Source organism: Kingella bonacorsii, from assembly GCF_016623605.1.
Taxonomy (GTDB): domain Bacteria; phylum Pseudomonadota; class Gammaproteobacteria; order Burkholderiales; family Neisseriaceae; genus Kingella_B; species Kingella_B oralis.
In genome coordinates this window covers 699,500-723,212 of record NZ_JAEHNZ010000002.1, presented here as the reverse complement: position 1 = coordinate 723,212, position 23,713 = coordinate 699,500, and the positions used below count along the sequence as shown (strand labels likewise).

At 54.0% G+C, this 23,713-nt stretch carries 19 protein-coding genes, 1 tRNA gene and 2 rRNA genes; 12 read left to right on the top strand and 10 right to left on the bottom strand.

What is annotated here, in order from left to right; all coding sequences use genetic code 11:
• Window positions 1-9: 9 nt before the first annotated feature.
• From JDW22_RS08730 to JDW22_RS08700, 7 genes are all read left to right on the top strand, one after another.
• On the top strand, window positions 10-801 hold the full coding sequence (locus JDW22_RS08730; protein ID WP_200522692.1) for a sulfite exporter TauE/SafE family protein: 792 nt from the start codon (window positions 10-12) through the stop codon (window positions 799-801).
• 213 nt (window positions 802-1,014) lie between these two features.
• Entirely contained in the window at window positions 1,015-1,620 is a 606-nt protein-coding gene (locus tag JDW22_RS08725; protein WP_003798177.1) for a glutathione S-transferase N-terminal domain-containing protein, read from the top strand.
• A 222-nt stretch (window positions 1,621-1,842) separates the two neighbouring features.
• Entirely contained in the window at window positions 1,843-2,259 is a 417-nt protein-coding gene (locus tag JDW22_RS08720) for a ClpXP protease specificity-enhancing factor (RefSeq protein ID WP_200522691.1), read from the top strand.
• A 1,246-nt stretch (window positions 2,260-3,505) separates the two neighbouring features.
• Window positions 3,506-4,009 carry a C40 family peptidase gene (locus tag JDW22_RS13705; RefSeq protein ID WP_289005370.1) on the top strand — a complete coding sequence of 168 codons (504 nt, stop codon included), beginning with the start codon at window positions 3,506-3,508 and terminating at the stop codon, window positions 4,007-4,009.
• A gap of 144 nt (window positions 4,010-4,153) precedes the next feature.
• A complete protein-coding gene (locus JDW22_RS08710) occupies window positions 4,154-4,366 on the top strand; it encodes a hypothetical protein (RefSeq protein ID WP_200522690.1) in 213 nt (70 codons plus the stop codon).
• A 91-nt stretch (window positions 4,367-4,457) separates the two neighbouring features.
• Complete coding sequence (gene dnaQ / locus JDW22_RS08705) at window positions 4,458-5,192, top strand: DNA polymerase III subunit epsilon (RefSeq protein WP_200522689.1); 735 nt, start codon at window positions 4,458-4,460, stop codon at window positions 5,190-5,192.
• 156 nt (window positions 5,193-5,348) lie between these two features.
• Entirely contained in the window at window positions 5,349-5,624 is a 276-nt protein-coding gene (locus tag JDW22_RS08700; RefSeq protein WP_200522688.1) for a hypothetical protein, read from the top strand.
• A 217-nt stretch (window positions 5,625-5,841) separates the two neighbouring features.
• Here JDW22_RS08700 and pcnB read toward each other — a convergent pair whose 3' ends face one another.
• Window positions 5,842-7,170 (bottom strand): polynucleotide adenylyltransferase PcnB, encoded by a 1,329-nt coding sequence (gene pcnB, locus JDW22_RS08695; protein ID WP_200522687.1) that lies wholly within the window; start codon window positions 7,168-7,170, stop codon window positions 5,842-5,844.
• A gap of 39 nt (window positions 7,171-7,209) precedes the next feature.
• On the opposite strand from pcnB, the gene JDW22_RS13925 reads away from it, so the two are divergent.
• The gene (locus JDW22_RS13925) at window positions 7,210-7,335 is read left to right on the top strand and encodes a hypothetical protein (protein ID WP_268884220.1); all 126 of its coding nucleotides are present in this window, start codon (window positions 7,210-7,212) and stop codon (window positions 7,333-7,335) included.
• A gap of 464 nt (window positions 7,336-7,799) precedes the next feature.
• On the opposite strand, the gene JDW22_RS08690 is transcribed toward JDW22_RS13925, so the two are convergent.
• Entirely contained in the window at window positions 7,800-8,108 is a 309-nt protein-coding gene (locus JDW22_RS08690; RefSeq protein ID WP_003798189.1) for a hypothetical protein, read from the bottom strand.
• Between the two features lie 333 nt (window positions 8,109-8,441).
• On the opposite strand from JDW22_RS08690, the gene JDW22_RS08685 reads away from it, so the two are divergent.
• Both JDW22_RS08685 and JDW22_RS08680 read left to right on the top strand, forming a co-directional pair.
• On the top strand, window positions 8,442-8,921 hold the full coding sequence (locus JDW22_RS08685) for an FKBP-type peptidyl-prolyl cis-trans isomerase (protein WP_003798192.1): 480 nt from the start codon (window positions 8,442-8,444) through the stop codon (window positions 8,919-8,921).
• Between the two features lie 116 nt (window positions 8,922-9,037).
• Window positions 9,038-9,655 carry an IMPACT family protein gene (locus JDW22_RS08680; RefSeq protein WP_200522686.1) on the top strand — a complete coding sequence of 206 codons (618 nt, stop codon included), beginning with the start codon at window positions 9,038-9,040 and terminating at the stop codon, window positions 9,653-9,655.
• 139 nt (window positions 9,656-9,794) lie between these two features.
• Here JDW22_RS08680 and JDW22_RS08675 read toward each other — a convergent pair.
• Window positions 9,795-9,885: transfer RNA gene (locus tag JDW22_RS08675), tRNA-Ser, on the bottom strand.
• A gap of 194 nt (window positions 9,886-10,079) precedes the next feature.
• Between JDW22_RS08675 and clpB the strand changes: the two genes are divergently transcribed.
• Window positions 10,080-12,656 (top strand): ATP-dependent chaperone ClpB, encoded by a 2,577-nt coding sequence (clpB, locus tag JDW22_RS08670; protein WP_200522685.1) that lies wholly within the window; start codon window positions 10,080-10,082, stop codon window positions 12,654-12,656.
• Window positions 12,657-12,729: 73 nt separating this feature from the next.
• On the opposite strand, the gene mqo is transcribed toward clpB, so the two are convergent.
• Window positions 12,730-14,214: a malate dehydrogenase (quinone) gene (gene mqo / locus JDW22_RS08665; protein WP_200522684.1), complete on the bottom strand. Its 1,485-nt coding sequence runs from the start codon at window positions 14,212-14,214 to the stop codon at window positions 12,730-12,732.
• Between the two features lie 90 nt (window positions 14,215-14,304).
• Entirely contained in the window at window positions 14,305-15,540 is a 1,236-nt protein-coding gene (gene sstT, locus JDW22_RS08660; protein ID WP_200522683.1) for a serine/threonine transporter SstT, read from the bottom strand.
• A 358-nt stretch (window positions 15,541-15,898) separates the two neighbouring features.
• Here sstT and JDW22_RS08655 point away from each other — a divergent pair, with 358 nt between their 5' ends.
• Window positions 15,899-16,963 (top strand): 2,3-butanediol dehydrogenase, encoded by a 1,065-nt coding sequence (locus JDW22_RS08655; protein WP_200522682.1) that lies wholly within the window; start codon window positions 15,899-15,901, stop codon window positions 16,961-16,963.
• 341 nt (window positions 16,964-17,304) lie between these two features.
• Here JDW22_RS08655 and JDW22_RS08650 read toward each other — a convergent pair whose 3' ends face one another.
• The 5 genes from JDW22_RS08650 to JDW22_RS08630 all read right to left on the bottom strand — a co-directional run bounded on the left by JDW22_RS08650 (window position 17,305) and on the right by JDW22_RS08630 (window position 23,429).
• The gene (locus JDW22_RS08650) at window positions 17,305-17,907 is read right to left on the bottom strand and encodes a cell division protein (protein WP_200522681.1); all 603 of its coding nucleotides are present in this window, start codon (window positions 17,905-17,907) and stop codon (window positions 17,305-17,307) included.
• A 2-nt stretch (window positions 17,908-17,909) separates the two neighbouring features.
• The gene (locus tag JDW22_RS08645; protein WP_200522680.1) at window positions 17,910-19,619 is read right to left on the bottom strand and encodes a biotin--[acetyl-CoA-carboxylase] ligase; all 1,710 of its coding nucleotides are present in this window, start codon (window positions 19,617-19,619) and stop codon (window positions 17,910-17,912) included.
• A 141-nt stretch (window positions 19,620-19,760) separates the two neighbouring features.
• Window positions 19,761-20,099: a ComEA family DNA-binding protein gene (locus JDW22_RS08640; RefSeq protein WP_200522679.1), complete on the bottom strand. Its 339-nt coding sequence runs from the start codon at window positions 20,097-20,099 to the stop codon at window positions 19,761-19,763.
• Window positions 20,100-20,289: 190 nt separating this feature from the next.
• Window positions 20,290-20,402, bottom strand: a 5S ribosomal RNA gene (gene rrf, locus JDW22_RS08635).
• Between the two features lie 138 nt (window positions 20,403-20,540).
• Window positions 20,541-23,429 (bottom strand): 23S ribosomal RNA (locus JDW22_RS08630).
• Between the last annotated feature and the right edge of the window lie 284 nt (window positions 23,430-23,713).

Here is a 23,713-nt window from a genome sequence, read left to right as displayed (position 1 = left end):
GACACAACCATGCTTTTTCTCGCCTATCTTATTATCGGTGCCATCGCAGGCTTTTTCGCAGGGCTGTTCGGCATTGGCGGCGGCACAATTATCGTGCCCATGCTGCTGATTTTGTTGCCGCAAGCGGGCGTGCCCGATGCGCAAGTGATGGCGATGGCGCTGGGCACCTCGTTTTCCACCATCGTGTTCACCTCCATTTCATCCGCGTGGCAACACCGCAAGCTGGGCAATGTGGATTTTCGCGTGTTCCGCTACCTTGTGCCCGCGCTGATGGCATCGGTGTTTGTGTGCGGCTACTTGGTTTCAGGCTTGCCCAAAGCGCATCTGATGAAAATGTTTGCCGCCATGATGCTGCTGCTTGCCATCAAAATGCTTATCGCCAGTAAACAAAAAACCGCGCCGCCCGCCAAACCGCTTACCGCGCGCGTGCAAATCGTCGCGGGCATCGTGATTGGCGCGTTGTCCAGCTTTGCGGGCATTGGCGGCGGCGCGTTTATTGTGCCGTTTTTAAACAGTCGCGGCTTTGCCATGAAACGCGCTATCGGCACATCCTCCGCCTGCGGCGTGCTGCTTGCCATCGGCGCAACCGTTAGCTTTATGTTAAGCGGCAGCCATGTTGCCGATATGCCCGCGTATTCCGTGGGCTTTGTGTATTTGCCCGCGTTTATCGGCATTGTGTGCGCCAGCGTGGTTACTTCGCGCTTTGGCGCAAGGGCGGCTAATCGGCTGCCTGTTTCGGTGTTGAAAAAGGCGTTTGGCGCGTTTTTATGCTGCGTGGCGGTGATGATGTTTTTCAAATAACAGGCGCACGCGAAAGGCAGCCTGAAACAGCGCAATCCGCTTTCAGACTGCCTTATTTATTTAGATAAAACATGGCGTTACCCGCAAAAATTCGCTTTTGTCTTTACAATCGACTATAATTATGCCCCATCGCATTTCGTCAAACCGATAGGCAGCCGTGAACCGGATACGCGCGTTTCAGGCTGCCTCATCCCATTCACAAGGAATCCCCCCATGATGACACTCTATTCGGGCATCACTTGCCCGTTCAGCCACCGTTGCCGCTTTGTGCTGTTTGAAAAAGGTATGGATTTTGAAATCAAAGACATCGACACCTTCAACAAACCCGAAGACCTCGCCGTTATCAACCCCTACAACCAAGTCCCCGTGCTGGTGGAACGCGATTTGATTCTCTACGAATCCAACATCATCAACGAATACCTAGACGAACGCTTCCCCCATCCGCAGCTCATGCCCGCCGACCCCGTGATGCGCGGGCGCGGGCGGCTGGTGCTGTTCCGCCTAGAAAAAGAATTGTTTGTTCACGTTGCCACGCTGGAAAACCAAGCCGCCACCGCCAAAGAACAAGCCAAAGCCCGCGAAGCCATCGCGCAAGGTCTAACCATGATTGCCCCTGCTTACGCCAAAAACAAATATGTGCTGGGCGACGATTTCTCCATGATTGATGTTGCCCTCGCCCCCCTGCTCTGGCGCTTGGAACACTACGACATCAAACTGGGCAAATCCGCCGCGCCGTTGCTCAAATCTGCCGAGCGCATCTTCCAACGCCCCGCGTTTGCCGAAGCCCTCACCCCCGCCGAAAAAGCCATGCGCAAATAAGAACCTGTATTCATTATTTGCATAGGTAGATTTTATGGCATAAAAGCGCGGATACAAGGCAAAAAGCGCAGCAAGGTTGGACACCTTGCGAGCATTTTTAACGCAGTAGCCGCGTTTTTAGGACATAAAAGATACCTATGAAAATAGTGAATGCAGGTTCTAAGTTTCAGGCTGCCCCTTTGTTACCCGCAAAGGGGTTTTGCATACTCACAGGAGACCCACATGACCCAATCCACCTCCACCAAGCCCTACCTTATCCGCGCCCTATACGAATGGTGTCTGGACAACGGCAACACCCCCTACATCGCCGTATGGGTAAACGAACACACCCGCGTGCCCGCGCAATATGTGCAAGACGACCAAATCGTGCTCAGCATCAGCCCCACCGCCACCAAAGACCTGTTTATTGACAACGAATGGGTGAACTTCCATGCCCGCTTCGGCGGCGTGTCGCACGAAATCTGGGTTCCCATTGGGCACGTGATTAGCCTATTTGCCAAAGAAACAGGCGAAGGCATGGGCTTTGAAGTTGAACCCTACACCCCAAGCGAAGCCCCCACGCAGCCCGAAACGCCTGCCAGCGAAAACAGCGCAACCAGCGAGCCGACCAAAAAACGCAGCCTGAAATTGGTGAAATAGCGCGGGGCAAGCGTCAAGCAAGCGGTTTCAGGCTGCCTCAATGCCATATCAACCCAATGCCCTCTGCCCACCCAACCTCAAAGACAGCCTGAAACGTGCTTGATGCGTTTTCAGGCTGCCTTATTGTCTTGCAAGCAAAAAACACCAGCACCCATCTAAACAGCCAAAGGCAGCCTGAAAAAAACAAAACCGTTTGATGTTCTGCCGCGCGGTTTTTGCTGGATAGCTTGGATTTCAGGCTGCCTAATCCATCAGATACGATTGATGCTACTGCTCCCTCCCCTACGTCCAGCCGAACACAGCATCCTTTTTTCGGGAAAAAGCGTGCGCTTGTCCGACGACGCGCAAAGCGCGACTAGTTCGCACGCGCCGAAAAAAGGATGCGGAGTGAGGGAAGTTTGGCGCAGCCAAACCTGCACGTCGGGGTCGCCTTTCTTTTGCTTTGAACCTGTGTTCATTATCCGCGTGAATAGATTTTGCGTCATAAAAGCATGGATACAAGGCGCAAAGCACAGCAAGGTTGGATACCTTGCGAGCATTTGCAACGCCGTAGCCATGCTTTTAGGGCGCAAAAGCTGTCGCGCGGATGATGAATGCAGGTTCACACTTTGGCGAAGCAAAGAAAGTAAGTCGCCCGCGCCGCGATAAGGCGCAAAGGTAAAACTACACTCAAAACCAACCACAAAGCAGCAACCCTTTTTCAGGCTGCCTAGTACTCCCATTCTAACCTAACTTAACCCGCCCAAACCTTTGCAAAATCTTGCTTACACAGCCCTACGCCTCCTCGCCCAAATCGGTTAGAATGCCCCACATTTGTATCAACCCCATTCCCGTTATGACCTACCGACTTCTCCGCACTGCCGCCCTCGCCCTGCTGTTGGCGTATGGCAGCATCGCCCAAGCCGCCCCCAAAGCCAAACCCGCTCCCAAAGCTGCCACCAGCAAATCCGCCCCAGCCAAATCCGACAAATCCAACAAAAATCAACCCAAAGAAAAATCCAAATCCAAAACCGACCCCATCGGCAAAATCATCAAAGACAAACAAAAACCCAGCGACAGCCGCAACAACAAAAAAGCCGAATCCCAAAAGCGCGACAGTAAACACGAAACCAAACGCGAAGCCAAAGCCACAAGCAAACACGAAAGCAAAAAAGACACGCGCCCATCCAACCACGACGAAATCGGCAAAATCATCCAACGCAAAACCCCGCCCGCCGTCGCCCAAAATCAACCCTCACACGATGCCATCGGCAGCATCATCCAGCAAAAACAACAGCAAGCCCAAGTGGCAACGCCCCCCGTTGCCACCCGCGAAGAACCCAAATCCAACGTCGAGCCAATGGGGCGCGCCGATGCCGACGAACTCATCTCCAACGCCATGGGCTTTATCGGCGTAGCCTACCGCTTCGGCGGCACCTCGCCCACAGGCTTTGATTGCAGCGGCTTTATGCAATATGTGTTCCGCAAAGCCTTTGCCGTCAATCTCCCGCGCACTTCCGCCGCGCAAGCCTCCGTGGGCAGCTATGTTAGCCGCAGCGAATTGCGCCCTGGCGACATGGTATTCTTCCGCACCCACGGCTCGCGTATCTCCCATGTGGGCATGTATATCGGCAACGACCGCTTTATCCACGCCCCGCGCACAGGCAAACGCATAGAAATCACCAGCCTATCCAGCAAATACTGGAACGCCCGCTATGCCACCGCCCGCCGCGTGAAACGCAACAACGCGCAAAGCTACATCCGCAATTAGGCAGCCTGAAAGCCGATTGCCACGCTTCGGGCAAACCCAATCCGCATAACACAATCCACATAACAATAGGCAGCCTGAAAACCATAAACAGCCCAAGCGCCCGTTTATCGTTTTCAGGCTGCCCCAATGCCACAAGGACACACCATGCCGCAACCCACCATGCCCAAATGGTTCAGCGACGACGGCAGCCCCGTCTCCTGCACCGAAAAAATCAAAGTGATGAACCAAAACATGAACGAACTCTACCAAGCCGCGCAAGACGCATTTGAAGACGCACTCCTGATGGGATGCAGCGAACAGCAACTGCGCGACTACTTGCAGCAACTCGTCGCCGGCGTAGAAAACCCCTATCAATAACCCCCAACCTGTTTTCAGGCTGCCTACATCCCCACTTAGGCAGCCTGAAAACGATTTATCAACATTCTGCAAAACCAAGAAAGCACACAACATGACCCCAGCCCACCCCCGCCAAATCATCCTAGACACCGAAACCACAGGCTTCTACCACTCCGCCGCCGAAAACCCCGACCGCCTAATCGAGTTCGCAGGGCTAGAAATGGTAAACCGCCAGCTCACCGACAACAGCCTCCATCTCTACATCCACCCCGAGCGCGACATCCCCGCCGAAGCCGCCGCCATCCACGGCATCACGCTAGACCAGCTCGCAGGCAAGCCCGTTTTCGCCCAAGTTGCCCAGCAAATCTTTGACTTTCTCAAAGGCGCAGAACTCATCATCCACAACGCCAAATTTGACATCGGCTTTCTCAACGCCGAATTCGCCCGCGTCGGGCTGCCCCCGATTGACAGCGTGTGCAGCGTCATCGACACGCTGGAAATGGCGCGCAACAAATACCCGGGGCAAAAAAACAACCTAGACGCGCTGTGCAACCGCTTGGGCGTGGACAGAAGCCGCCGCGTGCTGCACGGCGCGCTCATCGACTGCGAACTGCTCGGCGGCGTGTACCTTGCCATGACGCGCAACCAATTCAGCCTGACCGACGGGCTGGAAGACGAAGCAGAAACCGCCGCGCCCGCCGCCCAAACAACCGCCACCCCCGCGCCCGTCTTCCGCGCCGATAGCCTCATCGTGCTGCACGCCGATGCCGACGAAGCCGCCGCCCACGAAGCCTATTTGGACGGCTTGGGCAGCGAATGCGTGTATCGGCAGCCTGAAAACGAGTGAAGCGAGTTTCAGCGAAGCTAAGACCCAAGGCTTCAGCGAAGCGAAAACGGATAACGCGCGTTGGATACCGCAAACCGTTTTCAGGCTGCCTTAATGGCGGGCAATAAACAGCTTTAAGCCAACCGCTGCCTGTTTCCAATCAACAAAAAACAGAAAATGAACACCTCCAGCCAAAACGACAACGACATTCGCCAAATTACAAGCGAATTAGAAGCAATAGAACAACGCCTGCAAGCAATATTAGAAACGCTGAACGCAGAAATAAAGCATACAGACCACGCACTCAAACGCTTTCAAGACGAGATGCGCGCCGTTGAAAAACGAGAAGCGCGAGCCAGCCTTTGGTACAAAAGATTGGCATTTATTATCGTGGGCTTATTTTTGCTTGCCATGCTTGTCTTGATTTTAAAAGCGAAATTTGAGGCAGCCTGAAAACCGTATAACCGTTTTCAGGCTGCCTCAATCCATTCAATTCAAGCCTTTTCGGGCTGAAACCTTTGCAAAACTTGCAGCCAATGGAGCGTCGGCGGCTCGCCGACATTTTTCCAATCAGTAAAGCCCTGTTGAACCAAGCATTTGGCGACGAGCCGTCGCCGCTCCATTTTAAATTTCAGGCTGCCTCTGCATCCAAAGGCAGCCTGAAACGCATCTACTCCCCGCTGCTTTTCTTCCTACGCCGCCGTTTCTTCTTCGCCCCGCCCGCCCCAGCAGCCGCGCCACTCTGTTGTCCCGCCGCCTCCACCATCGCCCGCTTGTCCGCATCCGAAGCGTGCTGAAAGCGCGTCCACCAATCCGCCAGCGGCTGCAAATCCTCATCCATTTGCGCGCGCAACAGCAAAAAATCATACGCCGCGCGAAACCGCGCCTGCGCCAGCAAGCGAAACGGACGACCACCCCGCTGATGCGCAAACTGCGGCTGCAACAGCCAAATCTCGCGCATTGTTGCCGAATACCGCTGCGGCACGCCCCAGCCGCGCTCCATATCATCGCGCAAGCCGTTCACCGCCGCGCCCATCGCCGCAGCCGCCCCCGTGCCACGCCCCATTTCAGCCTGCCAGCGCCCGTCCACATCCTGCCAAAACAACGCCGCCAGCATAAACCCCACCGACACCGATTTGCCCGCCCCCAGCCGCGCATCCGTCTGCTGCAAAGCCAGCAGCCCAACATGCTGCGCCCCGCCATCCGCCGCCCGCAACATCGCCGAGAGCAAAGGATGCACCGCCTCCGTCAAGCCCAGCCGCCGCAAGGCAGCCAAGCAGCCCGCCGCATTGCCCGACAACAAAATTTTCAACAATTCATCAAACAACCGCGCCACAGGCTCATGCCGCAGCAGCAGCCCCATCTCCCCAATCGGCGCCGCCGTTGCCGCCTCCACCGCAAAGCCCAGTTTCCCCGACAAGCGCGCCGCCCGCAGCATCCGCACAGGGTCTTCCTGATAACGCTCCGCCGCATCGCCAATCATCACCAAGCGCCGCGCCGCCACATCCTCCCAGCCGCCGTGAAAATCCAGCACCTGCTGCGCCGCCACATCGTAATACAGCGCATTGCAGGTGAAATCACGCCGCATCGCATCCTGCTCCAACGAGCCATACGCGTTATCCCGCATAATCCGCCCGCTCGCATTCTGCATCACCCGCCCGCCGCTGCGAAACGTGCTCACCTCAATCGTCTCGCTGCCCTGCATCACATGCACAATCTGAAACCGCCGCCCGATAATCCGGCTGCGGCGAAACAAACGATGCACCTGCTCGGGCGTGGCGCTGGTTGCCACATCAAAATCCTTCGGCTCGATGCCCAGCAGCAAATCGCGCACCGCACCGCCCACCAAATACGCCTCAAACCCCGCCCGATGCAAGCTCTCCAACACCCGCAAAGCCGCCTGATTGCGCACAGCCAGCTTCACCGCATGGCGCACGCAATGCACCTTGCCCGCCGCGCGTTTTTTCGGCAGCACCCGCTTTATCAAATTTTTAAACATACCAACTTCCTTAAACCGCAAGGCAGCCTGAAACCATCTTTGCCAAAGAGTCTTAAACACACAATGGAGCGTCGGCGGCTCGCCGACAAGGACGGATTGCAATACGCATTGCCTCCATCCAAAAAACCGCTTGGCAAAGATTTCAGGCAGCCTGAAATCCATTAAATTAAACAAACATCCGCAGAAAACCATGCAATCAACCGTTTCCCGCGAAACCATCATCCCCCGCGCCGCAAGCATCCGAACATCCTGCTGGCAAAATAGCCATTGCGCCCGAAATCCCCTACAAACTTGCCATTTTACAATCATTCCGCCGCCAACCCATAATCCGCCACCATCCCTTTTTTCAGGCTGCCGCCTTTGCAAAAACCCTGAGGCAGCCTGAAATCCAAAATGGCACAGCGACGGCTCGTTGCCCAATGGCGTATTCAACAGGGCTTCACCGGTTGGCAACATCGGCAAGCCGCCGCTCCATGGGTTGCGGGTTTTGCAAAGGTTTCAGGCTGCCCATCCTCCCCTTCCCAAACAACAAAAGGCTGAATACCCAAAAGTATCCAGCCTTTGCATCGCAGCTGTTACCAGCTAAAAACCCCTATTCAACAGCAAGCCGCGAATACGGGTTTTCTGCATTATTTAGCAGCAGAAGCCGCTGCAGCCACCTTAGAAGCCGCTGCTTCCACCATAGAAGCACCCGCAGACATCGCATCAGAAGCTGCGCCTTTGGCTTCGGAAGCAGCAGAATTAACGGCCGCTTGCGCGTTAGAAGCCGCTTCAACAGCCGCGTTTTGTGCCGCAGAAGCAGCAGACGCGCCCTCGGCAGCTACGGTAGAAGCCGCTTCTTGCGCCGCAGAAGCCGCTTGGCTGGCAGCAGGTTTGTTGTCGCCGCAAGCAGCCAGCAACAAAGACATCAAAGCAACAGACAGTAGTGATTTTTTCATGTTTAACACCTTCAAATATTTTTTATCGTTGAATAAAAAGCAAAACGAGTCAGCAAAATGAATGTTATTTAGCTACTCGCTTGCCACAAAACTCGCGCATTGTGCATGAAATTAGACTACTGCGCAATCAAATCGTATATTTATTTGTGTTGAAACAGATTTTGTCCGCATAAAAACACGCCGATGCGGAAATAATCGACTGAAATCAAACCCAATCCGCGCGCCGTTCCTGTTGCCACCGCGCAACATCCAGCGCGGCCCATCCGCCTATGTTATACTCCGTCGCTTCGCAACCGCGAAACTGAAACCAAGCATTCGCCCAAAGGAAACCCCATGAGCATCCAAAAAAACTCCGTTGTGTCGCTGCACTACGAAATGTACGACGCGGATAACAACCTGTTAGACAAAACCCAAGAACCCATCGAATACCTGCACGGCGGCTACGACGGCATTTTCCCGCTGGTGGAAGAAGCCCTGCACGATAAAAACGTGGGCGACGAAGTGGACATCACCATGCAGCCCGAAGACGCGTTCGGCGAGCAAGACCCCGAGCTGGTGCGCATTGAAGACGTAAAAGTGTTCCCCGTGGAAGTGGAGCCCGGCATGATGTTTGAAGCCGACGACCCCGAACACGGCGGCGTGATTATCTACCGCGTAACCGACGTTGCCGACGGCAAAGCCGTGGTGGACGGCAATCACCCGCTCGCAGGCATGAAAATCCGCTTCAAAGGCACGGTTGCCGCCGTGCGCGAAGCCAGCGCAGAAGAAATCGCACACGGCCATGTGCATGGCGCACACGGGCATCACCACTAATCCCTCCCATCAAGGCAGCCTGAAAACACGCAAGTCATTTTCAGGCTGCCTTTTATTACCGTTATTCCCCTTTTCAGGCTGCCCTATCCATCAGAGGCAGCCTGAAAACAGCCATTATGCCCGCACCGCCTACCACCTACCGCACCCTAGCCGCCCCCGTCAGCGCCGAGTTCAAAGACAAAGGCAGCCGCTTCATCGCCTACGCCTATCCCGTGCGCACTGCCGAAGAAGCCAAAGCCCACGTTGAAGCCCAGCGGCAAGCCCACCACAAAGCCCGCCATTGGTGCTACGCCTACCGCATCGGCACAGACGGCAACCAATTTCGCGCCAACGACGATGGCGAACCCAGCGGCAGCGCAGGTCGCCCCATCCTCGGGCAAATTGACTCCTTTGAACTCACCGATGTGCTGGTGATTGTGGTGCGCTATTTCGGCGGCACGCTGCTGGGCGTGCCCGGCCTCATCCATGCCTACAAAACCGCCAGCCAAATGGCGTTTCAGGCTGCCGACATCGTGGAAAAAAACATAGAAAAAACCGTTTACCTGCGCTGCGGTTACCCCATGCTCAACGAAGCCCTGCGCATCGGCAAAGCCCACCGCGCCGCGCTTATCCGGCAAGAATTGCAGCTGGATTGCCGCCTTGTTTTCCGCGTCCCCCTTGCCGATTACGAAGCCTGCCTTGCCGCATGGGCGGCCACCCGCCAGCTGGACATCAGCGAAGAAGCCTTTGCCTGACCACACAGAGGCAGCCTGGAAACGGAAGGGCGAAATCCAATCGCCCGCGCCATTTTCAGGCTGCCTTAATCCATCCACCCGAGGCCCGCGCACGCAAAAAACCCCAAACGGCAAAACCGCTTGGGGTTGAAAATTTTGTTGGCGGAGGCGGTGAGATTCGAACTCACGGAGGGCTATCAACCCTCGACGGTTTTCAAGACCGTTGCATTAAACCGCTCTGCCACACCTCCGTCTTGAAGCGGCGAACTATACCAATTTTTACAATTACTGGCAAGGAAATTTTAGGTGGCAAGGCTTGAAAAAGCCAACGCCATGTTTTCAAACAAAACAAATTTCAGGCAGCCTGAAAATTCGCGCTTGTTTTTTTGCCAGACCAGCCTTATATCGTATTCATGCAATCATTCTAATTAAGGAAAAACGAAACATGAGATACGACAAATTAACCACCAAATTTCAGGCTGCCTTGCAAGAGGCGCAAAGCCAAGCGATGGCAAGCGATTGCGGCTATTTGGAAGCCGTGCACGTTTTGCAGGCGCTGTTAAACGACAACGACAGCGGCGCGGCGGCGCTCTTGGTGCAAGCGGGCGGCGACATCACGCAGATTAAACAAGGCGTTCAGGCTGCCCTAAACGCGCTGCCGAAAGTGTCGGGGCAAGGCGGCGAAATGTTCCCCAGCCGCGAGCTGCAAAACGCGCTGAATCTGATGGACAAAGCGGCGATGAAACGCGGCGATGCTTATATTGCCAGCGAATTGTTTTTGCTGGGTTTAATCCAAGAAAACGGCGCAACCGGCAAAATTTTGAAAGACGCGGGCGTAACCGAAGCCAAGCTCAACCAAGCGATTGAAAAACTCAACCAAGGACAAACTGTGGACAATCCAAACGCAGAAGACCAACGCGAGGCGTTGAAAAAATACACCACCGATTTAACCGAACGCGCGCGCAACGGCAAGCTCGACCCCGTTATCGGGCGCGACGACGAAATCCGCCGCGCCATTCAAGTGCTGCAACGGCGCACCAAAAACAACCCCGTGCTCATCGGCGAGCCGGGCGTGGGCAAAACCGCGATTGTGGAAGGCTTGGCGCAGCGCATCGTAAACGGCGAAGTGCCCGAAAGCCTGCGCGGCAAACGCCTGCTGGTGCTGGATTTGGCGGCGTTGATTGCGGGCGCGAAATATCGCGGCGAATTTGAAGAACGCTTGAAAGCAGTGTTGAACGATTTGGCGAAAGACGACGGCAACACGCTGATTTTCATCGACGAAATCCACACGCTGGTGGGCGCGGGCAAAACCGACGGCGCAATGGACGCGGGCAATATGCTCAAACCCGCTCTGGCGCGCGGCGAGCTGCACTGCATCGGCGCGACCACTTTGGACGAATACCGCCAATACATTGAAAAAGACGCGGCGTTGGAGCGGCGTTTCCAAAAAGTGTTGGTGAACGAGCCGAGCGTGGAAGACACGATTGCGATTTTGCGCGGCTTGCAGGAGCGTTACGAAATCCACCACGGCGTAGATATTACCGACCCTGCGATTGTGGCGGCGGCAGAGTTATCCAACCGCTACATCACCGACCGCTTCTTGCCCGATAAAGCCATTGATTTAATTGACGAAGCCGCCAGCCGCATCAAAATGGAAATTGATTCCAAACCCGAGCAAATGGACAAGCTGGATCGCCGCATTATCCAGTTGAAAATGGAAAAAATGCACGTTGCCAAAGAAACGGACGACGCGAGCAAAAAACGCTTGGCGTTGATTGACGAGGAAATTGCGGGCTTGGAAAAAGAATACGCCGATTTGGACGAAATCTGGAAAGCGGAAAAAGCGTCTTCCGTGAGCATGAGCGATTTGAAAACGCAAATCGACAATCTGAAAACCAGAATCGAGCAAGCCAAACGCGCGGGCAATTATGGCTTGGCTTCCGAGCTGGAATACGGCGAGCTGCCCAAATTAACGCTGCAACTGAAAGACGCGGAGCGTTCAGGCAGCCTGAAAAAAACCAACACGCTGTTCCGCACCGAAGTGGGCGCGGAAGAAATCGCCGAAATCGTGTCGCGCATGACGGGCATTCCCGTGTCCAAAATGATGGAAGGCGAGCGCGAAAAACTGCTGAAAATGGAAGATGTGCTGCACCGCCGCGTGGTGGGGCAGGACGAAGCGGTGCGCGCGGTGTCCGATGCCATCCGCCGCAGCCGCAGCGGTTTGGCCGACCCGAACAAGCCTTACGGCAGCTTTCTGTTTTTAGGTCCAACCGGCGTGGGCAAAACCGAGCTGTGCAAAGCGTTGGCAGGCTTCTTGTTTGACAGCGAAGACCACCTTATCCGCATTGATATGTCGGAATACATGGAAAAACACAGCATCGCGCGTTTAATCGGCGCACCTCCGGGCTATGTGGGCTACGAAGAAGGTGGCTATCTGACCGAGCAAGTGCGCCGCAAACCGTACAGCGTGATTTTGCTGGACGAGGTGGAAAAAGCGCATCCCGATGTGTTCAACATTCTGCTGCAAGTGTTGGACGACGGACGTTTGACCGACGGACAAGGGCGCACGGTGGACTTTAAAAACACGGTCATCGTGATGACCAGCAACATCGGCAGCCAAGCGATTCAGGCGATGGGCGACACGTCGGATTACGATGCGGTGAAAGCGGCGGTGATGGAAGATGTGAAAGCGTATTTCCGCCCCGAGCTGATTAACCGTATTGACGAAGTGGTGGTGTTCCACGGCTTGAACGCGGCGAACATCCGCAGCATCGCGCAAATCCAATTAGGCAGCCTGAAAAAACGTTTGGCGGAACAAAACCTGCGCTTGGAGGTTTCGGAAGCGGCGTTGGATGTGTTGGCGCAAGCGGGCTTTGACCCTGTTTACGGCGCGCGTCCGCTCAAACGGGCGATTCAAGCCGAGATTGAAAACCCGTTGGCAAAAGCATTGCTGGAAGGGCGTTACGCGCCTGAAAGCACCATTCGCGTGGAAGCGCGCGATGGGGAGTTGGTTTTTGCTTGATTGATTTGAGGTGAAATAAAGGCAGCCTGAAAACGTGAAATGGCGTTTTCAGGCTGTTTTTGCTTTAACCGTTCTAATTCTGCTTGGCAAACAAGGCTTGCTCAATTTCCGCGTTCACGCGGGCGAGCAGTTCGGGCTGGTCGGCAAGGGTTTGCCCGTAAGACGGTATCATGGTTTTCAGGCTGCCTTCCCAGTCTTTCAGGCTGCCTGAAAAACATTTTTGCAGCACTTCCAGCATGATGGCAACCGAGGTGGATGCCCCCGGCGATGCGCCGAGCAAGGCGGCAAGGCTGCCGTCTTGGGCGTGGATGACTTCCGTGCCAAATTGCAGGCTGCCGTGTTCGTTGGCGGTGTCTTTGATGATTTGCACGCGCTGCCCCGCTTGGGCAAGCTCCCAGTCTTCTTCTCGTGCATCGGGGATAAATTCGCGCAATTTTTGGATGCGCTGTTCTTTGCTGAGCAACACTTGCCCAATCAGGTATTGGGTTAGGGCGCGGTTTTTGATGCCTGCGGTGAGCATGGTGCGCAAGTTGTGCGGTTTGAGCGAGGCAGGCAAATCGCAGATTGAGCCGTGTTTGAGGAATTTGGTGGTGAAGCCTGCAAAAGGTCCGAACAGCAGGGCTTTTTTGCCGTCAATATAGCGCGTGTCCAAATGGGGAACGGACATCGGCGGCGCGCCCACTTTGGCTTTGCCATACACTTTGGCATGGTGTTGGGCAATCAATTCTTCGTTGCGGCACACGAGGAACAAGCCGCTCACGGGGAAGCCACCAATGTGTTGGCTTTCGGGGATGCCTGTTTTTTGCAGCAAATTCAGGCTGCCGCCGCCCGCGCCGATAAACACGAAATCGGCGGTGTGTTGCTGCAATACACCGTCTTTTAGACTGGCAATCGTCCATTTTTGCTCGGTGGTGCGGTTGATGGCGGTTACTTCGGTGTTGTAATGAAACTCGGCTTGCTGCTCGGCAAGGTGGGCGAAAAGCTGGCGGGTGAGCTCGCCGAAGTTTACATCTGTGCCGTGGTCTATGCGGGTGGCGGCGATGGCTTGGCTGCTGGGGCGGTTGTGCATCATCAGCGGCAGCCATTGGCGCAGCGTGGCTTCGTCTTCGCTGTATTGCATGGCGGCAAACAGCGGATGCTGCACCAGCGCGGTATGGCGGGCGCGCAGAAATTGCATGTCGCGCTCGCCTGTTACAAAGCTGATGTGCGGCAGGCGGCGGATGAAGTTTTCAGGCTGCCGGATACAGCCTTGCTTTGCCCAATGCGCCCACAGTTGCAGCGATAGGCTGAATTTTTCGTTGATGGCAACGGCGCGGTTGATGCTGATGCTGCCATCGGCGGCTTGCGGGGTGTAGTTGAGTTCGCACAGCGCGGCGTGCCCCGTGCCCGCGTTGTTGCTTTCTTGCGAGCTTTCCAGCGCGGGCGCGCCCAGCCGTTCAAACACGGTGATGCTTTTTTCGGGCGCAAGCTGTTTGAGCAGAGTGCCCAGCGTGGCACTCATAATGCCTGCGCCGATGAGGGCGATGTTCGTGTGCGGGATGGGAGAAGTGGTCATCATGCGTTCCTTGATAATTGTGTTTCAGGCTGCCTAATAATGGCTTAATTAGGCAGCCTGAAAATCATGTTTTTAAAAAATGGCTGCGGCAGGTTAGTTTAATCCCTTGCCCTTGCGCTGCGCCCCCAAATCCGCCGCCGCCGTAAACAACACATCGGTGGACGAGTTCAACGCCGTTTCCGCCGAATCCTGAATCACGCCAATCACAAAGCCCACGCCCACCACCTGCATGGCAACATCGTTGGGGATATTAAACAAGCTGCACGCCACGGGAATCAGCAGCAGCGAGCCGCCCGCCACGCCCGATGCGCCACACGCGCTCACCGTCGCCACCAAGCTCAACAGCAACGCCATGCCAAAATCCACATGAATGCCTTGCGTGTGCGCCGCAGCCAGTGCCAACACGGTAATCGTAATCGCCGCGCCCGCCATGTTAATGGTTGCGCCCAGCGGGATGGACATGGCATAGGTGTCTTCATGCAAGCCCAATTTTTTCGCCAACGCCATGTTCACGGGAATATTGGCGGCGGAAGAGCGGGTGAAAAACGCAGGGATGCCGCTTTCGCGCAAGCAAATCAACACCAAAGGATACGGGTCGCGGCGGATTTTCCACCACACAATCAACGGATTGAACACAAACGCCACCAAGCCCATGCAGCCAAGCAGCACCAAAATCAAATGCCCGTATTCCTGCGCCATGCGTTTGAAGCCCGTTTCTTCCACGGTAACCGCCACCAAGCCCATGATGCCCAGTGGCGCAAACCTAATCACGCCGCGCACAATCATGGAAACCGCGCTGGCTAAATCGCCGATGATGGTGTGGGTTACTTCGTTGGCATTGCGCAGCGCAAAGCCCAGCATCAACGCCCAAGCCAAAATGCCGATGTAGTTGCCGCTGGATAACGCGCTAATTGGGTTGGACACCAAGCTCATCAACACGTTTTTCAGCACTTCGGCGATGCCTGATGGCGGCGCAAGATTAGTTTCGGGCGCTGCAACCAGCGTAAGTGTGGTGGGATACATAAAGCTCGCCGCCACGGCAATCACCGCCGCGCCAAACGTGCCGATTAAATACAGCAGCAAAATCGGGCGCATATGCGTTTGCGCGCCTTCGTTGTGCTGGGCAATCGCCGCCGTTACCAAAATAAACACCAAAAACGGCGCAACGGCTTTAAGCGCGCCCACAAACAGGCTGCCCAAAATGCCAACAGTAGGCGCGGCCGATGGGATAAATTGCCCGATGATGATGCCAATTACCATGCCGATGATAATCTGCCAAATCAGACCGATGCGGTTGTACCACGCGGGTTTTGCAGCGGGTTGGTTCATGCGATGCTCCTTGAAATGTAAAGATTTAAGCGAGATTTGTTAAGAGTGGTTTGCATTGTAGGGGAAATTAAAATGATTGGGCAATGGGAAATTGCACCCAAGCGGTGATTTATTTGCTTGGGCGGGGGCGGGAAGGGTTTTCAGGCTGCCTCAGCGATACATCAGAGGCAGCCTGAAAACAGAATCCGTGTAAAAAACCTTGCACCCTATTTTTTCATAAGTTTACAATACAGTTACAGTAGTCGCTCAGCTAAACTGCCTTGCGCGATTGTTGTAGTTTGAAGCGATTGCCCGCTGCAAGCGGACAGCAGTACCGCCCGTTTGCTTATTCCAACCTACCAAATAGGAGTAAACACAAATGAAAGCAGCACGTTTCCACAACAAAGGCGATATTCGCATTGAAGACATCCCCGAACCCACCGTTGCCCCTGGCACAGTCGGCATCAAGGTGGCTTGGTGCGGCATCTGCGGCACCGACTTGCACGAATTTATGGAAGGCCCGATTTTTATTCCGCCTTGCGGCCATCCGCATCCCATTTCGGGCGAATCCGCGCCCGTTACCATGGGGCACGAATTTTCGGGTGTGGTGTATGCCGTGGGCGAAGGCGTTACCGATATTCAAGTGGGGCAGCACGTGGTGGTTGAGCCCTACATCATCCGCGACGATGTGCCAACGGGCGAAGGCAGCAATTACCATCTGTCCAAAGACATGAACTTTATCGGCTTGGGCGGCTGCGGCGGCGGTTTGGCAGAGAAAATCGCGGTCAAACGCCGCTGGGTGCATCCCATCTCCGATGCCATCCCGCTAGATGAAGCGGCGTTGATTGAGCCGCTGTCGGTGGGGCATCACGCCTTTGTGCGCTCGGGCGCGAAAGAAGGCGATGTGGCGTTGGTGGGCGGTGCGGGGCCGATTGGCTTGCTGTTATCCGCCATTTTGAAAGCCAAAGGGCTTAAAGTCATCATCACCGAACTGAGCAAAGCGCGCAAAGAAAAAGCACGCGAAGCGGGCGTGGCAGACTACATTCTTGACCCCAGCGAAGTGGACGTGGTCGCCGAAGTGATGAAACTCACCGATGGTAAAGGCGTGGACGTGGCGTTTGAATGCACCAGCGTAAACAAAGTGTTGGATACTTTGGTTGCCGCCATGAAGCCAACGGGCAAAGTGGTGATTGTGTCTATTTGGAGCAAACCCGCCACCATCAACGTGCACAGCGTGGTGATGAAAGAATTGGACGTGCGCGGCACCATCGCCTACTGCAACGACCATGCCGAAACCATCAAGCTGGTGGAATCGGGCAAAATCAATCTGAAACCGTTTATCACGCAGCGCATCAAGCTGGACGAGCTGATTTCGGAAGGCTTTGAACGGCTGATTCACAATAATGAATCGGCGGTTAAGATTATTGTGAACCCGAATTTGTGATGGCAACCGCCCTATGATGAGGCAGCCTGGAAACCTAAATAGTGGTTTCAGGCTGCCTTATTGGTAGGAAACAAAACCGTTTGGTGTTGCGCCAAACGGTTTTTTGTTGGGGGGAATGGGTTTTCAGGCTGAAACCTTTGCAAAATCCACAACCGATGGAGCGTCGGCGGCTCGCCGACATCTTGGCGAACCAGTCATGTTCTGTTTAATCAGCCATTTGGCGGCGAACCGCCGCCGTTCCATTTTAGATTTCAGGCTACCTCATTAGTTGAATAAGTTGAACAAACCAAAGGCAGCCTGAAAACGCTTATTCTGGTTTTCAGGCTGCCTATCGTTTGAAATTAGTGGTCGCAAGCCGTACGGTTCAACGCGCCATAACGCCCCACAATGCTTTGCAACTCGCCCGCCTCTTCGTTGCTCACCGACATAAACATAATATTCATGCGGGCAGAAGTTTGGCTGTCTCCCTCGCCGCCGCCCTGCACCACTTGGCGCGATGCCGCGTGCGGGAATTTGCCCAGCAAGCCTTTGATGCGGTGGTAGTCATCCTCGGGGATGCTCACGCGGGCGGAACAAGCGCGGTATTTGGCGCGCGGCTCGGCGGCTGCCGTTTGGGCTGTTTTGCCGCTGCCTGCCGACGGCGAAGCGCCCGTGTTGTTAGCGTTCGCATTGCGCTGCGGACGCACGGTGTTGGCGGTTCTGCCCACGATTTTGCCAATGGCGCTGCCTGCGGGCACGCCGTTGGTGGTTACTGTGCCGTTGGTGGAAACGGTGGTGGGCGTGCCATTGCCTGTGTTAATGATGATTTGTTGTGGCGCTTGGGGTTGCTGCGGCGCTTGCACGACTTGCGGCTGCGGTTTTTTGGGATTCATGATTTTATTGCCAACAAATCCCGCAAACACGATGAGATTAAGCGCCACCAGCGTGGCAAATATCCACTTCATTCTTATTCCTTATGGGCTGGTTGATGCTCTAACCAGTTGATTAAGCCAAAAATTACGAGATTATCTACAATTTTTACCTTATTGTCCAAACTAAATGCTTCGGGCAAGGCTTCGGCAATCTTGCGCGCGCCGCCGCCTGTGATGATGAGGTCGGTGGGCTGATTGTGGTTGCGCTCTTTGAGCCTTGCGTGCATCAGCAAAATAGAGCCGCACACCGCGTCCATCATGCCGGTGGCGATGGCGTTGGCGGTGGTGGTGGGAAAGGGATAGCGCTGCCCTTCGGGGCGGTGCAGATTGGCGGTTTTTTGCAGCAGGGATTCGTGCATCAGGTGAAACCCCGGCATGATGCTGCCGCCAAGATAATGGTTGTCGGCGGTAATCGCATCGATGGTTACGGCTGTGCCGCAGCTTACGACCACGCTGGCGTTGTGGCTGAACTTGCGGCTGCCCAGCGCGTTGAACCAGCGGTCTGCACCATGTTCTTCGTGGTTGCGGTAGTGGTTAACCATGCCGAGCGCATGGGGCATGGAGGTGAGCCATTCGATGGGGCGTTGCAAACGGTAGGCGACCGTTTCGCGTTTCGCCATGCTGCACACCGATGAGCCCACGATGCGGGTATCGGATTGCCCGTATTCTGCCCATTCGTGCGCTAGGCGCGACAAATCGCGGTAAAGCGCTTGCCCTGTCCGCAGGATGACACCGTTTTCCACCCATGCCCATTTGAGACGGCTGTTGCCGCTGTCCAGCAAAAGATAATGGTGGCTGTTGGCGTGCAGTTGCTCGGGGCGGCGCAGGCTAATTTCGCCGCTGGCGATGTGCTGCACGCCGCCGTAGTCGGTTTGCAGGCGCAATTCGCCGCGTTCGGTTACGCCCAGCACCTGCCCGTATTGGGTGATTTGGTCGCCGTGCAATAAATAAACGGTTTGGTTTTGGTCGCGGTGCGCCGCTTCATAGGCAGCCTGAAACGGGGCAAAGCCTACTTGCGCGAATTGAGTCAGATGGCTGTACAATTCGTTGAGCAAAACGTTGAACACTTCGGCGGTGCTGTGTTTGGCGCTCGATGCAGCCTGAAAAGAGGTGCTGTTTTCCGCCTGCTCGGGCACAAGAAAATTGATACCGATGCCGATAACGGCGTGGGTTTGGTTGTTGCTGCGCACGGTTTCAATCAGAATGCCGCCCAGCTTGTCCATACCGATAACAAGGTCGTTTGGCCACTTGATTTGCACGGCACAACCCAGTTGCGACAAGGCGCGTTGGCAAGCGAGCGCGGCAACCAACGATAATGCGCCCAGCTCCGCTTGCGGCTGCTCAAATGTCCACCCCATGCTAAACATCAGACATTCGCCCAGCTGGTTGTGCCAGCTTTTGCCTTGCTGCCCGCGCCCCGCATTTTGCGTGTGCGCAGCAATCACGCGCCGATGAATCAGGCAGCCTGAACGCGCATCGTCAAGCAATAATGTGTTGGTGGATGCGGTTTCAGGCTGCACTTGCACGTCAAACAAAGGATGTTGTGTGTTTTCAGGCAAGAGTGCGATGGCTTTGGCAAGTTTCCAGTAACCATCGTTTTGACGCAGCAAACTATGCAAATGCTGCGGCGCTTGTTGCCATAAGCCGTTGAGCTGGGCAGGCGTGGTTTGAGCAATTTGAGCAAGCTCGGTTACATGGCGGGGTTTGCCGTCTGATAATGCGGTTAATAGAAGCAAAAAGGACATAATTGATGAAAATAGAAAAAGGCTGGATTCTACACTTGTTTACGAGATTTAGGGCGGGCTAAACAGGGGACAAACCCTTCGTCTTGCCAAAACAAAACCGCCGCGACATTAAGTCATGGCGGTTCTTGTCGTTATTCCAGATTACTTAGCGGCATCAGCCTTATTGGCCTTATCAGCCTTAGGCGCAGCAGGTTTGGGCGCCGCTTTGGGTTGGGAGGCAGGCGCAGCAGCGCCCACCGTCAATTCGCTTCTCAACTTATCCACCGTTTTTTGTCCGATACCGGGCACGTTTTTCAAATCATCCACTGATTTGAACGCACCATTTTTTTGACGGTATTCCACAATTGCCGTAGCTTTTTTCGCCTTAATGCCTTTCAGCGTACTCAGTTGCTCCACCGTTGCCGTGTTCAAATCAACCGCAGCCAGCGCAAAAGAAAAGCTCAACGAAGCCAGCACAGCCAAGAATAATTTTTTTAACATGATAAAATCTCCATAAAGTGATTTAAAACAAAAGCCGCATTCTATTTTCAAAGTATGCATTATGCAAGCCAATCATTGCACCGTAGCAAATATATTTCACTTACAGGCTGCTGTAACAAATAAAATCAAACAGCACCCAAGACTAAACCCCTTTGGCTGTGATGGCAACCAAAGGGGTTTTGCATAAGGAGTTTGGCGATGACCTACTTTCGCATGGGAATCCATACTATCATCGGCGCTGGTTCGTTTCACTGTCCTGTTCGGGATGGGAAGGAGTGGGACCAAACCGCTATGGTCGCCAAACATAAACTGTCAAATTGGCAAGCCGTTTATCAACTTTTTATTTATTACTTTATTTTGTCTTATTTCGGTGATGAATGTATTCATCAGTAAGCTTTATCTTTGCTTCACTTTGTTTTATTGCAAAGTTCTTCAAATGATAGAGTCAAGCCTCACGAGCAATTAGTACAGGTTAGCTTCACACGTTACCGTGCTTCCACACCCTGCCTATCAACGTCCTGGTCTCGAACGACTCTTTAGGAGGATTAAATCCTCAGGGAAGTCTCATCTTCAGGCGAGTTTCGCGCTTAGATGCTTTCAGCGCTTATCTCTTCCGAACTTAGCTACCCGGCGATGCGACTGGCGTCACAACCGGTACACCAGAGGTTCGTCCACTCCGGTCCTCTCGTACTAGGAGCAGCCCCCGTCAAACTTCCAACGCCCACTGCAGATAGGGACCAAACTGTCTCACGACGTTTTAAACCCAGCTCACGTACCACTTTAAATGGCGAACAGCCATACCCTTGGGACCGACTACAGCCCCAGGATGTGATGAGCCGACATCGAGGTGCCAAACTCCGCCGTCGATATGGACTCTTGGGCGGAATCAGCCTGTTATCCCCGGAGTACCTTTTATCCGTTGAGCGATGGCCCTTCCATTCAGAACCACCGGATCACTATGTCCTGCTTTCGCACCTGCTCGACTTGTCGGTCTCGCAGTTAAGCTACCTTTTGCCATTGCACTATCATTCCGATTTCCGACCGGACCTAGGTAACCTTCGAACTCCTCCGTTACTCTTTGGGAGGAGACCGCCCCAGTCAAACTGCCTACCATGCACGGTCCCCGACCCGGATTACGGGTCTGGGTTAGAACCTCAAAGCCACCAGGGTGGTATTTCAAGGACGGCTCCACAGAAACTGGCGTTTCTGCTTCTAAGCCTCCCACCTATCCTACACAAGTGACTTCAAAGTCCAATGCAAAGCTACAGTAAAGGTTCACGGGGTCTTTCCGTCTAGCAGCGGGGAGATTGCATCTTCACAACCATTTCAACTTCGCTGAGTCTCGGGAGGAGACAGTGTGGCCATCGTTACGCCATTCGTGCGGGTCGGAACTTACCCGACAAGGAATTTCGCTACCTTAGGACCGTTATAGTTACGGCCGCCGTTTACTGGGGCTTCGATCTGATGCTCTCACATCTTCAATTAACCTTCCAGCACCGGGCAGGCGTCACACTCTATACGTCCACTTTCGTGTTAGCAGAGTGCTGTGTTTTTAATAAACAGTCGCAGCCACCGATTCTCTGCGACCCTCAGATGCTTCCGGAGCAAGTCCTTTACATTAGAGGGCATACCTTCTCCCGAAGTTACGGTATCAATTTGCCGAGTTCCTTCTCCCGAGTTCTCTCAAGCGCCTTAGAATTCTCATCCTGCCCACCTGTGTCGGTTTGCGGTACGGTTTAATTCAAACTGAAGCTTAGTGGCTTTTCCTGGAAGCGTGGTATTTGCTGCTTCATGTCCGTAGACACTCGTCATCACGTCTCGGTATTAAAGAAGCGGATTTGCCTACTCCTTCTACCTACCGGCTTAAACAATCTATTCCAACAGATTGCCAGCATAACCTTCTCCGTCCCCACATCGCATTTGAATCAAGTACGGGAATATTAACCCGTTTCCCATCGACTACGCATCTCTGCCTCGCCTTAGGGGCCGACTCACCCTACGCCGATGAACGTTGCGTAGGAAACCTTGGGCTTTCGGCGAGCGGGCTTTTCACCCGCTTTATCGCTACTCATGTCAACATTCGCACTTCTGATACCTCCAGCATACCTTACGATACACCTTCTCAGGCCTACAGAACGCTCCCCTACCATGCACTAAAAGTGCATCCGCAGCTTCGGTTACAGATTTGAGCCCCGTTACATCTTCCGCGCAGGAAGACTCGACCAGTGAGCTATTACGCTTTCTTTAAATGATGGCTGCTTCTAAGCCAACATCCTGGCTGTCTGTGCCTTCCCACTTCGTTTACCACTTAATCTGTCATTTGGGACCTTAGCTGGCGGTCTGGGTTGTTTCCCTCTTGACACCGGACGTTAGCACCCGATGTCTGTCTCCCGAGGAGCAACTTGATGGTATTCTTAGTTTGCCATGGGTTGGTAAGTTGCAATAACCCCCTAGCCATAACAGTGCTTTACCCCCATCAGTCTCATACTCGAGGCACTACCTAAATAGTTTTCGGGGAGAACCAGCTATCTCCGAGTTTGTTTAGCCTTTCACCCCTATCCACAGCTCATCCCCGCATTTTGCAACATGCGTGGGTTCGGACCTCCAGTACCTGTTACGGCACCTTCATCCTGGCCATGGATAGATCACTCGGTTTCGGGTCTACACCCAGCAACTATGTCGCCCTATTAAGACTCGGTTTCCCTACGCCTCCCCTATCCGGTTAAGCTCGCTACTGAATGTAAGTCGTTGACCCATTATACAAAAGGTACGCAGTCACGGAATTATTCCGCTCCCACTGTATGTATGCATCAGGTTTCAGGTTCTATTTCACTCCCCTCCCGGGGTTCTTTTCGCCTTTCCCTCACGGTACTGGTTCACTATCGGTCGATGATGAGTATTTAGCCTTGGAGGATGGTCCCCCCATCTTCAGACAGGATTTCTCGTGTCCCGCCCTACTTGTCGTATACCTAGTACCACCAATCTGTTTTCGAATACGGGGCTATCACCCACTATGGCAGAAGTTTCCAATTCCTTCTTCTAACAGTTTGGCTATCTTATACAGGCTCCTCCGCGTTCGCTCGCCACTACTTGCGGAATCTCGGTTGATTTCTTTTCCTCCGGGTACTTAGATGGTTCAGTTCTCCGGGTTCGCTTCTCTTGTCCTATGTATTCAGACAAGGATACTTAGTAAACTAAGTGGGTTTCCCCATTCGGACATCACCGGGTCATTGCTTTATTGCCAGCTCTCCGATGCTTTTCGCAGGCTTACACGTCCTTCGTCGCCTATCATCGCCAAGGCATCCACCTGATGCACTTATTCACTTGACTCTATCATTTGAAGAACCTTTTGACTTCGTTATAACCAGCGTTGACTACCGCTATAACTTAGATTCCCTACTTTGATAAAGCTTACTGCTTTGTTGTGTCTTAATCCTGCCTTTTGTGTTTCAGGATTAAGTCGATACAATCATCACCCAAATTCTTTTGTTTGTTTCTTTTTTGCCTGTTTGCTTTTTAACTTGCGTTAAATGGCATTTCAGGCTGCCTGAAATGCTGTTGCACCAGCATTTCAAACCAATCCAAACTTTTGTCTTTGTTTGTTGATTTCGGCT

Bases quoted from the DNA above. Each gene is read 5' to 3' on its own strand.
- mqo (WP_200522684.1), bottom strand. From the start codon at position 14,214: ATGATGACCACTTCTCCCATCCCGCACACGAACATCGCCCTCATCGGC.
- JDW22_RS08640 (WP_200522679.1), bottom strand. From the start codon at position 20,099: ATGTTAAAAAAATTATTCTTGGCTGTGCTGGCTTCGTTGAGCTTTTCT.
- JDW22_RS08690 (WP_003798189.1), bottom strand. From the start codon at position 8,108: ATGAAAAAATCACTACTGTCTGTTGCTTTGATGTCTTTGTTGCTGGCT.
- clpB (WP_200522685.1), top strand. From the start codon at position 10,080: ATGAGATACGACAAATTAACCACCAAATTTCAGGCTGCCTTGCAAGAG.
- JDW22_RS08725 (WP_003798177.1), top strand. From the start codon at position 1,015: ATGATGACACTCTATTCGGGCATCACTTGCCCGTTCAGCCACCGTTGC.
- JDW22_RS08650 (WP_200522681.1), bottom strand. From the start codon at position 17,907: ATGAAGTGGATATTTGCCACGCTGGTGGCGCTTAATCTCATCGTGTTT.
- JDW22_RS08680 (WP_200522686.1), top strand. From the start codon at position 9,038: ATGCCCGCACCGCCTACCACCTACCGCACCCTAGCCGCCCCCGTCAGC.
- dnaQ (WP_200522689.1), top strand. From the start codon at position 4,458: ATGACCCCAGCCCACCCCCGCCAAATCATCCTAGACACCGAAACCACA.
- JDW22_RS08710 (WP_200522690.1), top strand. From the start codon at position 4,154: ATGCCGCAACCCACCATGCCCAAATGGTTCAGCGACGACGGCAGCCCC.
- JDW22_RS08730 (WP_200522692.1), top strand. From the start codon at position 10: ATGCTTTTTCTCGCCTATCTTATTATCGGTGCCATCGCAGGCTTTTTC.
- pcnB (WP_200522687.1), bottom strand. From the start codon at position 7,170: ATGTTTAAAAATTTGATAAAGCGGGTGCTGCCGAAAAAACGCGCGGCG.
- JDW22_RS08645 (WP_200522680.1), bottom strand. From the start codon at position 19,619: ATGTCCTTTTTGCTTCTATTAACCGCATTATCAGACGGCAAACCCCGC.
- sstT (WP_200522683.1), bottom strand. From the start codon at position 15,540: ATGAACCAACCCGCTGCAAAACCCGCGTGGTACAACCGCATCGGTCTG.
- JDW22_RS08685 (WP_003798192.1), top strand. From the start codon at position 8,442: ATGAGCATCCAAAAAAACTCCGTTGTGTCGCTGCACTACGAAATGTAC.
- JDW22_RS08655 (WP_200522682.1), top strand. From the start codon at position 15,899: ATGAAAGCAGCACGTTTCCACAACAAAGGCGATATTCGCATTGAAGAC.
- JDW22_RS08720 (WP_200522691.1), top strand. From the start codon at position 1,843: ATGACCCAATCCACCTCCACCAAGCCCTACCTTATCCGCGCCCTATAC.
- JDW22_RS08700 (WP_200522688.1), top strand. From the start codon at position 5,349: ATGAACACCTCCAGCCAAAACGACAACGACATTCGCCAAATTACAAGC.